The sequence below is a fragment of the Streptomyces roseofulvus genome, assembly GCF_039534915.1.
Taxonomy (GTDB): Bacteria; Actinomycetota; Actinomycetes; order Streptomycetales; family Streptomycetaceae; genus Streptomyces; species Streptomyces roseofulvus.
Map to the genome: position 1 here is coordinate 180,663 of NZ_BAAAWE010000001.1, position 14,445 is coordinate 195,107.

A 14,445-nucleotide genomic window follows, 5' to 3' on the forward strand; every position below is an offset into this window, starting at 1 on the left:
CAACCCTGTCAGCAGGGTCCGACACCACAACAGGCGGGCGGGTGGCATCGTCCTAACCCGCGCGAGCGGGGAGCAGAGGTCGCGTGCTGATGGGCCCGCAGGATCGTGGAGTCGATCGCGACCAGCCAGTCCACCTCCGCCCGGGACTGGGCCGCTGACAGCAGGCGGTCGAAAGTGCCGTCGGCGGCCCAGCGGGCAAAGCGGCGTCCGTGCACGGTCTGCCAGGGGCCGAACCGCTCGGGCAGGTCCCGCCAGGGCAGACCGGTGCGGAACTTGAGCACGATGCCCTCGAGGACCTGGCGATACCGCCACCGCCCCGGGCCCGGCCTACAGACGGCAGCAACGGCTCGATCACCGCCCAGGCGGCGTCAGACATCTCCCCATCCCTCACGACCGGACCACCGGTCAGATGATCGGAAAGACACCCCCTGGGGTTCCCGTCACCCCTACCCCCGGTGAGACCCTGTCCGCCGACACTGAAGTGTACGAAGCGCACGGAGCCAACACTGACCGTCGTCGTCGAACGCCGGGCCGCCGAACCGATCATCCCCGGCTGGATCTGGCGCCGCCGCACGATCGCCGCCGTCAACCTGTCCTCGGCGCGCTCGGCCTGCTCATGGTCGCCCCGACGGTCTTCCTGCCGACGTACGCGCAGTCGGTCCTCGGACCCGCCCCATAGCCGCCGGCATCTCGCCCGCCCTGCTCCTGCTCCTGGCCTTCCCGTTCCTCCCCTGCCTCGGCGAGGCATGGCAGCCGGCCCTCGTGATGCTCGCGCCCGGCGCGACCCTCGGCCTGGTCCAACTCCCGCTGATCGCCGGCGTGCAGGCCACGGTCCCGTACGAGGAGAAGGGACGACCACCGCGTCCGTACTGTTCTGCCGGCAGGTCGGCCAGGGCGTCGGCGCGGCCCTCTTCGGCGCGGTCGCCAACGCGGTCCTCGCCGCGCGGCCTGGACGGCACCGCCGGCGACCTGGACGCCCTCGCCCGCGCGCTGGACGCCCCGACGTCCCTGACGGCGGAGGCCGCCAACCGCCTGCGGCGGGCGGTGGAGGAGGCGGTGGTCTACGTGTACGTCGGCGCGGCGGCAGCGGCGGCAGCGGCGGCGCTGATGCTCCTGACCCTGCTCGCCCTCGCGCCGCGCCGCTGCCCGGTCCTCAAGGAGGCGGCGGGGGAAGACACCGACTGAACGCGAACCCCGGTCGGCTTGCACTCCCGTGCCGGGGAGAGCGACGAAGCCCCGCGCCCGTCAGGACTCCCGGCTCCTTCGTACCGCCACCAGCAACAGGGGGACGACTGCGAGGAGTTCGCCGGCCCCGCCCGTCCACAGGGCCGTACGGACCCCCGCGTACTCGCCCAGCAGGCCACCGGCGAGCGCGCCCAGGGGCATGGCGCCCCAGACGACGAAGCGGACGGTGGCCGTGACGCGGCCGAGGAGGGGGGCGGGGGTGACGCGCTGGCGGAGGGCGACCGAGGCGATCTTGAAGGTCATGAAGGCGGTCCAGCCAAGGCCCTGGAGCACGCAGGCGAGGGCGTAGCGCCAGTCGGCGTGGAAGAACGGGAGCGCCGCCAGCCACAGGGCGCCGCTGACGACCACCGACGCGCACATCGCGCGGGTCTCGCCGAGGCGGGCGACGGCGCGGGTGGTGAGGAGGCTGCCGAGGAGGCCGCCGAGGGCCTCCGCCGTGAAGACGAGGCCGCAGAGGAACGGGGACATGCCCAACTCCCCGGCCAGGAGCACGAGCAGCATGGACGCGCCGATGGTGCCGCAGAGGTTCGAGATCGCCGCCGTGAGGGTGAGCGCGCGCAGGAGGCGGTCGCGGAAGACGAACCGCAGGCCCTCGGCGATCTCGTCGCGGAGGCGGGCGCCGGGGACGCGTTCCGGCTTGGGGTCGGGGCGGCGGATGCGGGAGAGGGCGACGGCCGAGGCGAGGAAGCTCGCCGCGTCGACGACGAGGGCGACCGGCGCCGTCACCGCCGCGATCAGCGCGCCGCCGACGCCGGGTCCGGCGGCGGCCGTGACGGTACGGGAGGACTCCAGGGCCACGTTCGCCGCGACCACCCGGTCCGCGTCCACGAGCCGGGGCAGTTGGCTCTGGTACGCGATGTCGAAGAAGGCCGTGAGGACGGAGAGGCCGAAGCCGACGGCGTACAGCTGCGGCAGCGTGAGGACGTCGAGCCAGGCGGCGGCGGGCAGCGTCGCGAGGAGGGCCGCGCGGCCCAGGTCGCCCGCGATCATGACGCGGCGACCGCGCATCCGGTCCACCCAGGCACCGGCGGGCAGGCCGAGGAGCAGGAAGCCGAGGTACTCGCACATCACCAGCAGCCCCGCCTCGAACGGCGACGCACCGAGTGGGCCGATCGCGACGAGCGGGAGGGCGAGGACGGTGACGGCGGCGCCGGCCTGGCTGACGGTGTCGCCGATCCACAGGCGGCGGAAGTCGGGCAGGAGCAGGACGTGGGGCGGGCGGGCGCGGTCGGGCGCGAGCGTGGTCATGTCGAGGAACATCACCAGCCGCCGCTTCCGCCGACCATTGTTTTAGCCTGGGCTAAAAGCTCACGGGAAGGACGGAGGGGCGGTCGTGGGATCGGTACGGTTCGGGGTCGACGACCTGGCGCAGCTGAGGTTCGCGGTGTCGCCGCTCCTGGAGACGGTCGCCGCCCTGCGCGCGACCACGGACCCGGGCGGGCACGCGCTGCATCTCCCCTGGATCAAGCGGGCGTTGGCCGTCGGCACGGAACGTACGGCCCTGGTGCCGCACCTGGCGGAGCTCGCGGCCCGCCTGCCTCCCCCGCGCTGCCCGCTCGCCGAGATCGACGAGGAACTGCCGCTGCTCGACGGGCCGGCTCCGCTCGAGGGGGCCCCGGAGCTCGCGGGGGCGGTGCTGGCGTGGTGGCGGGTCGGGGTGCGGCCGTACTGGGCCCGCGTCAGGGCCGTACTGGAGGCCGATCTCGCCTACCGGACACGCCAGTTGGCGGAGGACGGCATCCAGGAGGTCTTCGCGCACCTGCACCCGGGCCTGCGGTGGGCGAACGACCGGCTGACGTGGGGCGGGGGCCCGGCGGCGGACCGGCTCGACCTCGACGGGCGCGGGATCACGCTCACTCCGAGCGTGTTCAGCGCACGCCCCATCCTGCTTCCGGGGCGGGGCCCCGCCCCGCCGTGCCTCGTCTACCCGGCGCGCGGAACCGGCACCCTGTGGGAGCGGTCCGCGGAGCCCGGCGACCGGCTCGCCCGGCTGCTCGGGCGCAGCAGGGCCGGGCTCCTGAGTCGTACGAGCACCCCGGCCACCACCACGGCCCTCGCCGAACAGACCGGTCTGACGCCCGGGGCGGTCTCGCAGCACCTGACGGTGCTCCGCGAGACGGGGCTCGTGACCGGTCACCGGTACCGGCGCGAGGTGTACTACCGGGCGAGCGAGCTGGGTCTCGCGCTGCTCGGGAAGGAGGGGGGACGCACGTCCGGTTCGGGCTGAGCGTGCTGCGGCCACCCCCGGTGTCGACCCGGGCGGCTACGCCGGCGGGCGCGGGAGCGTCAGGCAGAAGGGGTGGCCCGCCGGGTCCAGGAAGGCCCGCCCGTCGGGCGCGTCCGGCCGGCCGGCGGGTACGGTCGCGCCCCACTCGACGAGCCGGGCCTCCGCCGCGCCGAGGTCGTCCACACCGAAGTCGCAGTGGAGCTGCCGCGGGCCGTCCCGCCCCGGCCAGGACGGGGGATGGTCGTCGTCGGCCCGCTGGAAGCCGAGGAAGAGGCCGGACGGGCCGGGTCCCCGGGTGAGGCCCGCGGACTCGCCGTCGCAACGGTCGTGCAGCGAGAGCCCCGTGGCCCGGTGGCAGAACGCGGCCAGCGGGTGTCCTGCCGATCTGGCCGGATCAGGCAGCGGCGTCTGGCGCGGTGCATCGAAAGGCGCCGGAGCCTCCCCATGGCCGCCCGGGCGGGGAGCGGTCAAGCGCGTTCCACACCTGCTCGGCACTGGGGTGCATCTTTGCGCGAGCGGGGAACAGTACAAGGTCCGCAAGGCGTGCAGACCAAGCAGGGGCCATCCCCTCGGGCCGGTCGGCGGGCTGCCCGGCCAGATCCGGGTCGACCGCGGCAAGGAGTTCCTGTGCCAGGCGGTCACCTCGGCAATAGGCGCGCCCGCCGCCCCCGTGACCGATCTGCCTGCCTACAGCCCGCACCTGAAGGCACGATCGAGGCACTCGACAACGCCGTGGAAACCATGCTCTCGTCTCACTGCCCCGCTACACCGGCCGGTAGAGACTCACCGGCGGCCGGCTCGCCGACCCCGACGCCCCACCCCTGGCCTATGAGGCGTTCGTCGGACTGCTGCTGAACTGGGTGACCTGGTGAACACCAGCCACCACCCGCCAGTGCTGAACGGGAACCCCCTCCAGGCGTGGCAGGCCGACCCCACGCCGATCACGGACGTCCCCGCGGCGCAGTTGGGGACGTTCGCCCTGGAAGACGACGGACGCACCCACACGATCAGCACGTCCGGCGTACGGTGGCGCCGCCGCGATTGCCTCGCCCCGTGGATGAACGGCCGTACCGGCACCAAAGTCTCCGTACGCCGCCTCCCCCACGACGACGACACCATCGAAGTCTTCGACACCGACACCGGCCGCCACCTCGGCTCGGCGTTCCTCGCGGCTGCGGCGAGCCGGGAACAGATCCGTGCTGTCCAGGCCGCCCGCCGAGTTCACCCGCATGTCCAAAGACGAGGTACGGAGAACGATTCAACAAGGCGGACTCCCCGGCCCCACGCATGATCGATCAGTCACCCAGGGGGCCGGGGGCGGGCCTGCACGGGAGAGGTGTCATGCTCCCTGTTCGGCGCGGTGCTTGAGGTTGTGAAGCCAGTGGTCGAGGGAGGCGTCCAGGGCTTCCTGCAGGTACTCGGCGTTGGCGTCGACCGGCTCGCCGGTCCATGACTCCTCGGTGCGCACGATGACCCCGTCCTCGGTCGGTTCGAAGGTCCAGACGTGGACGGCGGTGATGCCGGCAGCCGGGCCTCCCCACACGATGCGACGTCCGCGTTCGACCTGTTCGACCGTCGAGGTGATGTTCTCCAGGCCCTCAGTGGACCACACCCAGGACGATCCCGGCCGCAGGGCGCCCTTGGTCTTCTTGGCGACGGAGCTGACGCCCGGCTGCCAGGCGGGCCATCCCTCCACGTCGGTCTGGATGTGCCAGACGCGGCTGGCCGGGGCGTGGATGACGATGGCGTCGCGGGTGATCACGGGCGCCGTTTCGTCGATGGTCACGGGCTGGGAGTCGAGGTGGGCGGCGCCGATGACGGCGGCGAGGAGTCCAGAGGCGGCGTGAACGAGGGGAACCATGGGTGTCTCCTGCTGATGTCGGAAGAGCGGCGTGGGCAGACGGAGGCCCGGGAGGGTGAAGGACCACCCGACCTCCATGTGTGAGTAGTCAATCACTCACTCTTTTGGGCGTCAACGGTCCAGCTGGACGGCCTGAAGACTGCAGACTCCTTGACTGAAGGAGAAAGTGAGTGATTGAGTACTCACATGAACACCGAACCCCGCCGACTGTCCACCGCCGAGGAGCGCAGGCAAACGGTGCTGCGCACCGCCATCGGGGCGTTCGCGGCACGCGGATACTTCGGCACGACGACCGGGGAGGTCGCCAAGGCGGCCGGCATCTCGCAGGCATACGTCTACCGCCTCTTCCCCAACAAGGAAGCCCTCTTCACCGCCGTCGTCGAGCACTGCTTCACCCGGGTGCGCGCCGCCCTGGAGCAGGGCGCGGCCGAGGCCGCCGGCAGCGAGGCACAGGTCGTGCTCGACTCCATGGGGGACGCCTACGCCCGGCTGATCAGCGACAACGACCTGCTCCTGGTCCAGCTGCACGCCCAGGCGGCGGCCGTTTCCGAGCCCGCGATCAGGGAGGCCGTGCGCGCCGGGTACGCCCGCACCGTGGAGTACGTCCGCGGCGCCTCGGGCGGCAGCGAGGAGCAGATCCAGAATTTCTTCGCGGCCGGCATGCTCTGCCACCTGATCGTCTCCCTGGACGCCTCCTCCGTCGACGCCCCCTGGACGCGCACGCTGGCCGCGGGCATCGTCCACTACTGACCCGCCCCTCCCCCGGCAGGCCACCCGGCCGCCGCTCGCTCGCGCAGCGGCGGCCACCCCTCCGGGCCAAAGAGTGAGTGATTGACCACTCCATCCTTGTCGTTTTTACCGCCCTACCACCTCGAGGAGCACCTGTGAACATCACCGAGATCGTCCTCCCCGCCGTCGGCGAGCCCGAGAGCCTCGAAGTCCGCCTGCGGGAACGTCCGCAGCCGGGCCCCGGCCAGGCCCTGGTCCGCGTCGAGGCCAGCGGCGTGAGCTTCGCCGAACAGCAGATGCGCCGCGGCAAGTACTACGACATGCCGGCCTTCCCCTTCGTCCCCGGTTACGACCTCGTCGGCATCGTCGAGGAGCTGGGGACGCCGACCGCCGACGGACAGCCCGGCCCGGCCGTGGGCCAGCGGGTAGCCGCCCTCACCAAGACCGGCGGCTGGGCCGACCACGTGCTGCTGGACGCCGCCGACCTCGTACCCGTACCGGAGGGGGTCGGCGCGGTGGAAGCCGAGACGCTCGTGACGAACGGTGCGACGGCCTGGCGGATGCTGTTTCGCACGGCACACGTCCGGCCGGGTGACACCATCGTGGTCCACGGAGCCAACGGCGGCGTCGGCAGCGTACTGGTCCAGCTCGCCCGAACCCGGGGCGTGCGCGTCATCGGCACCGCCTCGGCCCGCAACCAGGACGCCGTCGCCGCGCTGGGGGCGCTGCCCGTCGACTACCGGGACGACGTTCCCGCCCGGGTGCGGGAGCTGGCCCCGCACGGGGTCGCGGCGGTCTTCGACCACGTCGGCGGCAAGGGCATCAAGGACTCCTGGCACATGCTCGCCCCCGGCGGCACCCTCGTCTCCTACGGCAGCGCCTCGACCCGCGACCAGGCGGGAAACGGCACCCTCACGGTCCTGCGGCTCGTGGCCCGGCTGGCGCTGTGGAACGCCCTGCCCAACGGGCGCAGTGCCCACTTCTTCAACCTGTGGGCCGGCAAGGCCCGAAACCCGCAGCAGTACCGGACCGCCCTGAGCGAAGACCTCACCGAAGTCTTCGGACTGCTGCGTGACGGAACCGTCCAGGCGAAGATCGACCGCGTGTACCCGCTGCACCAGGCGGCAGCCGCACTACGGCACGCGGAGTCCGGCACCGTAGTCGGCAAGGTCGTGCTCGCACCCGAGACAGACCCCAGCGCATGAACCCCCGATCGTCAAGAACGGCCGCGCAACAGGGGCTTCCGAGCCCGGCTCCAGAACTGGACGCAAAGGACCTCCCGGCCGCCGCCGAACGGTTTCCGCAGGGCCGTGACCACGGCAGCGCCGGGCACGCCGCACGGACGGAGAGTTCCCGGACGTCGCGCCGAGCGCATCGCGCTCCGGGGAACGCCAAGGGGTACACCGAGTGCCTGGAAACGTTCGCGAAGCAGCACCGCGAGCGCCTGGAGGAGCTGCTGCGGGCGCACGGGCCGGAAAGCAGGCCCGCCTCCCACCACCGGTACGCGCCGACCGGACAGCCCGAGACCCTGGCCGCCCTGGAGCGGGTCGAGGCCAACCCGCTCGGTCTACGCAGCGAGTAGGAGAGGGAGATGGAGACCGTTTCCCGCATGACCGACACAGACGAAGCAGAAGACGACGCTGAGCATGCCGTCATCGCTCACTACCGACCGGCCGAGGACGGCCTCGGCGAGCCGAGCCAACGGGAGACCGTCCGCCAGTCCCAGTCCCTGCTCACACAGGCGATCGAGCAAGCCGGCGCCGACGAGTTCGACGGAAACGAGTACGGCGGCGGCGAGGTGATCCTCTACGCCGACGGACCGGACGCCGACGCCCCTTCCGCCGTCATGGCCCCCGTCCTGAACGACCTGCCCTTCCGGCCGGCGCACGTCTTCTTGCGCTACGGCTCCGTCGACGACCCGTCAGCCGCCCAGCATCGCGCCGACCTCCGACGAGACGACGGGGAATGACGCGAACGTCCACATCCCCCTACCGGCCTGCCGGAAGCCGCACCCCACCGGGGAATCTCATCACGGCCACACCGGGGCGGCGTACAGAACCGTCGTCCCACCGGGCGGCGCGCCGGAACGCGAATCCCCCGAGCGGGGGCCGGCGCCCAACCCGTCGGCCATGACACCCGCCCCGTGTCACTCGCGCGAAACCTGCCTCCGCTCAGCGCCGGAAACCGGCGCTCAGCTCCTCCAGCGGCCCTCGACCCGTACGGTGCTCGCCATGGGTGTCACGGCGCCGCCGAGCAGACGGGCGACCGGCCGGGACGGTGCACCCGCCCGGCGGGCGTCCTGGTCCGCGGGCGACCCAGGCACCGCACAGCAAAGGATCGACGGCGTCGGCACAGTAGTACTCCATCGCCCGGTGGTAGTGCCGTCCGGCGTGGCCGCGCTCCGGATCGCAGGATCACGGCAGGCTGCGGCGGATATTTCGTGACTCCCAGTTCTCAACATCCTGTTGTAGCCCTCGATGCCCGATGCCCGTTCCTCAGCGTGGTGCTCGTGGGGGACAAACGGTTCTGGGCTCTGGTGTGGCCCGACGTCAAGGGGTTGGGCGTCGACGCGGTGGGCGTCGTTGGGGATGCTGTGTGGATCGGCCGGCATGCTCGGCCGCCGACGGTGACATGCCCCTCGTGCGGCGTGACCGCCTCACGCGTGCACAGCACCTACGTGCGACGCCTGGCCGACCGTCCGCTGGGCGGGCGGCGGGTGCTGCTGCGGCTGCGGATCCGCCGGTTCCTCTGTGACAACAGCCCTTGCTCCCGCCGGACCATGGCGGAGCAGGTTCCGCCTGACCGCGGGGAACCGGTGCCGGGCGACGCACCTGGCCCGGATGGTGCGGGCGCGAAGTGGGCCGGTCAGGTACGGGGGCGGTCGGTCATCCAGCGGGCGGCGAAGAGGCCCGAGGCGGCGGTGAGGGTGGCGGCTGCAAGGACCGTGACGTCCAGGCCCAGCGCGTCGGCGAGGACGCCTGCCACCAGCGCGCCGGCGGCGTAGCCGATGTCGCGCCAGAACCGGTAGGTGCCGAGGGCGTGGGCGCGCCAGGCGGGGTGGGCGTGGTCGGAGACGGAAGCGATGAGCGCGGGGTAGACCAGCGCGGTGCCGAGGCCCAGGCCGATGGCGGAGACGACGCCGGCGAGGAGCGGGCGGTCGAGCAGTGCAAGGGCCGACAGGAGCGCTGCGGCCTGGAGGAGCATGCCGGAGACGATGAGCGGTCTGCGGCCGATGCGGTCGGCGAGGTGGCCGGCCGGGATCTGGCCGATGCCCCACAGCAGCGGGTAGAGGCCCTTGATCAGGCCGACGGCGGCGATGCCGAGGCCGTGGTCGGCGAACAGGAGGGGGAAGACGCCCCAGGTCAGGCCGTCGTTGAGGTTGTTGACCAGGCCGGCCTGGGAGGCGCCGCGCAGGGAGCGGTCGCGCCATGAGGTGCGGGCGAAGGTTTCCCCGAAGGACGGCCGGCCTGCCGGTCCGCCTTCGGGTGTGGGGTGGCGGGCGAGTTCGAGGGCCAGGTGGGCTGCGGTGTCCCTGACCGACAGGGACAGCGCGAGGCCGGCGGCGACGAAGACCGCGCCGATGAGTTCGGGGGCGGGGCGCAGGCCGTAGTGGCTGGCGAGGTAGCCGGTGAGCAGGGCTGTCACGCCGACCGAGACGTAGCCCGCGGCCTCGTTGAGGCCGGTGGCGAGCCCGCGGCGGGCGGGCCCCACGAGGTCGATCTTCATGTTGACGGTCATCGACCAGGTCAGCCCCTGGTTGATGCCGAGCAGGGCGTTCGCGGCCACGATCCACCACCACGATGGTGCCCAGGCGAGCGTGAGCGGGACGGGCACGCCGATCAGCCAGCCCGCCAGCAGGAGCTGCCTGCGGCGGAAGCGGGCGGTGAGCGCCCCGGCGGCGAGGTTGGTGAGGGCCTTGGCGAGGCCGAAGGCGATGATGAACGAGAAGACGGCCAGGTTCCCGGCGAGCCCGAAGACCTCGGTCCCGATCAGGGGGACCGTCGTGCGCTCCAGTCCGACCAGCGCCCCGACCGCCGCCGTGACGACGACGAGCAGGACGAACTGCGCCCGGTTCTCCCGGAGCCCCAGCCGGACGCCGACGGGGGAGGGCGGCAGTGCCGCCATGGTCGTCTGGGTCATCTGGTTGCCGTCCCTTCCGTTCTCGTATCCGCAGATCACCATACCCCTAGGGGTATTGATCTCGCGCTCTTCTCGCGCGGCCCCTCCTGTGATTCCGGATACCCAGGGGGGTATTTGACTTCCCTTCTCGGCCCTGCCTACAGTCGAAGACGTAAGTACCCCGGGGGGTATCCGAAAGGGTGATCTTCCATGCGTGAAGTGGATCTGGACGTCTTCGCCTCCGCACTGGCGGAGGGTGCCGTCGCCATCGACGTGCGGGAGCCGGAGGAGTACGCGGCCGGCCATGTGCCAGGGGTCCGCCCCGCGCCGCTCTCCGAGCTGGGCGACCACCTCGCCTCGCTCCCCGTGGACCGGCCCGTCTACGTCATCTGCGCGAGCGGCAACCGCAGCGCCTGGGCCGCCGAACACCTGGAGGCCGCCGGTGTCCCCGCGGTCTCGGTCGCGGGCGGCACCTCCGGATGGGCCCGCGGCGGCCGCCCGGTCGTACGCGGCTCGGACGCCCAAGCCGCCTGAACGACCGGCTCCTCCGCCTCACCGCACTTCCGCGGGGTTCCGCTCCGCGCCCGATCTCTCCGCCGAAAGGTTCGCCGTGTTCTTCGCCCAGTACTACCTCGACTGCCTGTCCCAGGCGTCGTACATGATCGCCGACGAGAAGACCGGGCAGGCCGTCGTCGTCGACCCGCGCCGGGACGTCTCCGAGTACCTCGCCGACGCCCGGGCCCACGGCTTCACCGTGGTCGGCGTGATCAACACCCACTTCCACGCCGACTTCGTCGCCGGGCACCTGGAGATGGCCGACGAGACCGGCGCGTGGATCGGCTACGGGCGGCGGGCCGAGACCGAGTACCCGGTCCGGCACCTCGCCGAGGGTGAGCGGATCGCCCTGGGCGACGTGGTCCTGGAAGTCATGGAGACCCCCGGCCACACCCCGGAGTCGATCAGCGTCCTGGTGTACGAGCACGCCGACGACACCGTCCCGTACGGCGTCCTGACCGGCGACGCCCTCTTCATCGGCGACGTCGGCCGCCCCGACCTGCTCGCCTCCGTCGGCGTCACCGCCGAGGAGCTGGGCGCGATGCTGCACGACAGCGTGCAGAACAAGCTGATGGGCCTGCCCGACGAGGTCCGCGTCTTCCCCGCCCACGGCGCGGGCTCCGCCTGCGGCAAGAACCTGTCCACGGAGAAGTCCTCCACGATCGGCGAGCAGCGGACGACCAACTACGCCTGCGCGCCGATGAGCCGCGAGGAGTTCGTTGCCCTGGTCACCGCCGGACAGTCGGCGGCGCCCGGCTACTTCGCCTACGACGCCGACCTCAACCGCAGGGACCGCACCCTGTACGACGCGACCGCCGCGGCCCGGCCGCTCGCCCTCGACGCGTTCGAGGGCGTGCGCGCCGGCGGAGCGGTCGTCGTCGACGCCCGCGACCCCCAGGAGTTCGCCGCGGGCCACCTGCGCGGCGCGGTGAACATCCCCGCCGACGGGCGCTTCGCCGAACAGGCCGGCACCGTCCTCGACCCGGCCGACGAACTGGTCGTCATGGCCCCGCAGAACCGCGAGGAGGAGGTCGTCACCCGTCTCGCCCGCATCGGCTTCGACCGGGTGGTGGGCTACGTCCGCAACCCCGAGGACACGCTGCGGGTGCTGGCCGGCGAGGTCGTCCCGGCCAGCCGCCTCACCGCCGCGCACCTCAAGGCCGCCCTGGCCGGGGAGAACCCGCCGCTCGTGGTGGACGTGCGCACCTGCGGCGAGCGCGAGGCGAACGGCTTCATCCCCGAGGCCCTGCACATCCCGCTCAGCGAGCTGCCCGCCCGGACCGGCGAACTCCCCGCCGACCGGCCCCTCGTCCTGCACTGCGCCGGCGGCCACCGGTCCTCCATCGCCGCCAGCCTGCTGCGCCACCGCGGCTTCGGGGACGTCTCCGACATCCTCGGCGGCTGGGCCGCCTGGGCCCTCGCGGCCGAGCCCGCGGCCGTCTGACCACCCGATCGCCGGTCGGGCACGGGTCCGGGCCCCTTCCCGCCGTGCACCGCCGGCCCGTGGAGGAGCCGGGGCCGCACTGCCCCCACCCCTCCCCCGTCGTGGGCGGGGCCCACCGCCCCGCCCACGACGGCCCCTTCGTTCTTCCCACACCTGGGGCGCCCCATGGCCTACAGCCCCTGCCTATCCCCTCGCACATACCTTCCGGAGTCTTGCATGAACACCGAGCGCACCGCCCAGTCGATCACACCCGCCGTCCTGCACCGCCTCGTGCAGGAGGGCAGCTCTCCGCGCCTGCTCGACGTGCGCACCCCTGGCGAGTTCCGCACCGTCCACATCCCCGGCTCGTACAACGTCCCTTTGAGCACGCTGCGCGAGCACCGCGCGGAGCTCCTGTCCCACCTGGACGAGGAGGTCGTGCTCGTATGCCGCTCCGGCCAGCGCGCCCGGGAGGCCGAGCAGGCCCTCGCCCAGGCCGGCCTGCCGAACCTCCGTGTCCTGGAAGGCGGCATGAACGCCTGGGAGGCAGCCGGAGCTCCCGTCGAGCGGGGTCCTGAGCGCTGGGACATGGAGCGCCAGGTCCGCCTCGTCGCCGGCTCCGTCGTCCTGGCCACCGGACTTGCCGGCATCCTGATCCCGGGCGTCCATCTCATCGGCACCGCCGTCGGTGCCGGCCTGACCTACGCCGCCCTCAGCAACTCCTGCGCCATGGGCGTCCTGCTGTCCAAGCTCCCCTACAACCGCGGCCCGCGCACCGACATCCGTACCGTCATCTCGGAGCTGCGGAGCGCGTCGTGACCGCCCTGATCGTCGCGGCCTCCCTGCTCATCGGCGTCAGCCTCGGCATCCTCGGCGGCGGCGGGTCCATCCTCACCGTCCCCATCCTGGTCTACCTCGCCGGACAGGACACCAAGGAAGCCATCGCCACCTCGCTGTTCGTCGTCGGCGTCACCAGCCTCGCCGCCCTGATCCCGCACGCGCGCGCCCACCGGGTGCGGTGGCGGACAGGACTGCTCTTCGGTGCCTTCAGCATGGCCGGCGCCTACGGCGGCGGACGGCTCGCCGAGTACATCCCGGGCACCATCCTGCTCATCGCGTTCGCGCTGATGATGCTGGCCACGGCCTACGCGATGCTCCGCAAGCCGCGCCGGGACACGAGCAAGGCCCGCCCCGCCCAGCGCGACCTGCCGCTCCAGCACATCGCCGTCGAGGGCCTGGTCGTCGGCGCCGTGACCGGCCTGGTCGGCTCCGGCGGCGGGTTCCTCGTCGTCCCCGCCCTCGCCATCCTCGGCGGACTGCCCATGGGCATCGCGGTCGGCACCTCGCTCCTCGTCATCGCGATGAAGTCCTTCGCCGGACTCGCCGGACACCTCTCCGGGGTGTCCATCGACTGGGGCGTCGCCCTGACCGTGACCGTGGCGGCGGTGATCGGCAGCCTCATCGGCGCCCGCGTCGCCGGCCGCATCCCCCAAATCGCTCTGCGCAAGGCCTTCGGCTGGTTCGTCGTCGTCATGGGCATCTTCGTCCTCGCCCAGCAGCTCGACACCGGCCTGTGGACCCAACCGGCTACGTGGGCGGTGCTCGGCGCCGCCCTGGCAGCCGCCATAGCAGCCCGGAGCCGTCGGCCCCGACGTCCCGCGGGCCCGCACGAGGCTGTCCTCGGGCCAGGGCGCTCCACGCCGAGGGAGGGACACGAGCAGCACACCACCACGTCCTGATCCATACCCTCTGGGGTATTCTTGCTCAGGGGGGCGAAGGAGGATCTCGTGCAGGTAGACGCGGAATCGGTACGCCCCGTCCTGAACCGCCTGCGGCGGGCGCAAGGGCAGCTGGCAGCGGTGATCGCGATGGTCGAGTCGGGCCGTGACTGCAAGGACGTCGTGACCCAGCTGGCCGCCGTGTCCCGGGCCCTGGACCGGGCCGGGTTCAAGATCGTGGCGAGCGGAATGCGCCAGTGCCTCGCCGACGACTCAGAGGCGCCGCCCATGACGCAGGAGGATCTGGAGAAGCTCTTCCTGGCGCTCGCCTGACCCTTCCTCCCGTCCAGCCGGAAAAAGGCCGGACGTCGCAACGAACCGGAGACCGACCCGCCCCCAACGACCAGCATCGGCAGAAGCGAGGAAACAGCCCGCCCGGCCGACCGGTCACAGTCGGGCTGTACCGGATCCCGGCCATGATCTCGGTGGCCGGCTCCGGTAGCGCACCTCGTGCGGGCGCACCGCGGAAGGCTGGACGGCCCGGCTCCGGCTGCGCGGGGCTGCATCC

General features: G+C 72.4%; 14 protein-coding genes and 3 pseudogenes. 12 read left to right on the forward strand and 5 right to left on the reverse strand.

The genetic code is table 11. The features are described from left to right. Positions 1-56: 56 nt before the first annotated feature. Positions 57-376 (reverse strand): annotated as a pseudogene (locus tag ABFY03_RS00890) (transposase); the annotation flags it as partial. A 130-nt stretch (positions 377-506) separates the two neighbouring features. Here ABFY03_RS00890 and ABFY03_RS00895 point away from each other — a divergent pair. Beyond that, positions 507-1,185: pseudogene (locus tag ABFY03_RS00895) on the forward strand (MFS transporter); the annotation flags it as partial. A gap of 60 nt (positions 1,186-1,245) precedes the next feature. Here the strand turns inward: ABFY03_RS00895 and ABFY03_RS00900 are convergent. Further along, entirely contained in the window at positions 1,246-2,493 is a 1,248-nt protein-coding gene (locus ABFY03_RS00900) for an MFS transporter (RefSeq protein ID WP_346168814.1), read from the reverse strand. 85 nt (positions 2,494-2,578) lie between these two features. Between ABFY03_RS00900 and ABFY03_RS00905 the strand changes: the two genes are divergently transcribed. Continuing rightward, the gene (locus ABFY03_RS00905) at positions 2,579-3,472 is read left to right on the forward strand and encodes an ArsR/SmtB family transcription factor (protein WP_346168815.1); all 894 of its coding nucleotides are present in this window, start codon (positions 2,579-2,581) and stop codon (positions 3,470-3,472) included. Positions 3,473-3,508: 36 nt separating this feature from the next. On the opposite strand, the gene ABFY03_RS00910 is transcribed toward ABFY03_RS00905, so the two are convergent. Further along, complete coding sequence (locus tag ABFY03_RS00910) at positions 3,509-3,943, reverse strand: VOC family protein (protein ID WP_346168816.1); 435 nt, start codon at positions 3,941-3,943, stop codon at positions 3,509-3,511. Between the two features lie 397 nt (positions 3,944-4,340). Here ABFY03_RS00910 and ABFY03_RS00915 point away from each other — a divergent pair, with 397 nt between their 5' ends. Continuing rightward, on the forward strand, positions 4,341-4,763 hold the full coding sequence (locus ABFY03_RS00915) for a Mu transposase C-terminal domain-containing protein (RefSeq protein WP_346168817.1): 423 nt from the start codon (positions 4,341-4,343) through the stop codon (positions 4,761-4,763). Between the two features lie 48 nt (positions 4,764-4,811). Here ABFY03_RS00915 and ABFY03_RS00920 read toward each other — a convergent pair whose 3' ends face one another. Beyond that, positions 4,812-5,333 (reverse strand): SRPBCC family protein, encoded by a 522-nt coding sequence (locus ABFY03_RS00920; RefSeq protein ID WP_319007531.1) that lies wholly within the window; start codon positions 5,331-5,333, stop codon positions 4,812-4,814. 186 nt (positions 5,334-5,519) lie between these two features. On the opposite strand from ABFY03_RS00920, the gene ABFY03_RS00925 reads away from it, so the two are divergent. The 4 genes and pseudogenes from ABFY03_RS00925 to ABFY03_RS00940 form a co-directional block, all read left to right on the forward strand. After that, positions 5,520-6,083, forward strand: coding sequence for a TetR/AcrR family transcriptional regulator (locus tag ABFY03_RS00925; protein WP_346168818.1), 564 nt, complete (start codon positions 5,520-5,522; stop codon positions 6,081-6,083). 134 nt (positions 6,084-6,217) lie between these two features. Beyond that, positions 6,218-7,267, forward strand: a complete 1,050-nt coding sequence (locus ABFY03_RS00930; RefSeq protein ID WP_346168819.1) for a medium chain dehydrogenase/reductase family protein — start codon at positions 6,218-6,220, stop codon at positions 7,265-7,267. 386 nt (positions 7,268-7,653) lie between these two features. Then, entirely contained in the window at positions 7,654-8,031 is a 378-nt protein-coding gene (locus ABFY03_RS00935; protein ID WP_346168820.1) for a hypothetical protein, read from the forward strand. Between the two features lie 657 nt (positions 8,032-8,688). Continuing rightward, positions 8,689-8,808 (forward strand): annotated as a pseudogene (locus tag ABFY03_RS00940) (transposase family protein); the annotation flags it as partial. A 119-nt stretch (positions 8,809-8,927) separates the two neighbouring features. Here ABFY03_RS00940 and ABFY03_RS00945 read toward each other — a convergent pair. Further along, complete coding sequence (locus tag ABFY03_RS00945; RefSeq protein ID WP_346168821.1) at positions 8,928-10,202, reverse strand: MFS transporter; 1,275 nt, start codon at positions 10,200-10,202, stop codon at positions 8,928-8,930. A gap of 189 nt (positions 10,203-10,391) precedes the next feature. On the opposite strand from ABFY03_RS00945, the gene ABFY03_RS00950 reads away from it, so the two are divergent. From ABFY03_RS00950 to ABFY03_RS00970, 5 genes are all read left to right on the forward strand, one after another. Then, positions 10,392-10,715: a rhodanese-like domain-containing protein gene (locus ABFY03_RS00950; protein ID WP_346168822.1), complete on the forward strand. Its 324-nt coding sequence runs from the start codon at positions 10,392-10,394 to the stop codon at positions 10,713-10,715. Positions 10,716-10,791: 76 nt separating this feature from the next. After that, positions 10,792-12,180 carry an MBL fold metallo-hydrolase gene (locus tag ABFY03_RS00955; RefSeq protein WP_319007537.1) on the forward strand — a complete coding sequence of 463 codons (1,389 nt, stop codon included), beginning with the start codon at positions 10,792-10,794 and terminating at the stop codon, positions 12,178-12,180. A 216-nt stretch (positions 12,181-12,396) separates the two neighbouring features. Next, the gene (locus tag ABFY03_RS00960; protein ID WP_346168823.1) at positions 12,397-12,978 is read left to right on the forward strand and encodes a rhodanese-like domain-containing protein; all 582 of its coding nucleotides are present in this window, start codon (positions 12,397-12,399) and stop codon (positions 12,976-12,978) included. Then, positions 12,975-13,898 (forward strand): sulfite exporter TauE/SafE family protein, encoded by a 924-nt coding sequence (locus tag ABFY03_RS00965; RefSeq protein ID WP_346168824.1) that lies wholly within the window; start codon positions 12,975-12,977, stop codon positions 13,896-13,898. Before ABFY03_RS00960 ends, ABFY03_RS00965 begins: the two co-directional genes overlap by 4 nt. Positions 13,899-13,946: 48 nt before the next feature. Then, positions 13,947-14,210: a metal-sensitive transcriptional regulator gene (locus ABFY03_RS00970; protein ID WP_346168825.1), complete on the forward strand. Its 264-nt coding sequence runs from the start codon at positions 13,947-13,949 to the stop codon at positions 14,208-14,210. The last annotated feature ends 235 nt before the right edge of the window (positions 14,211-14,445 follow it).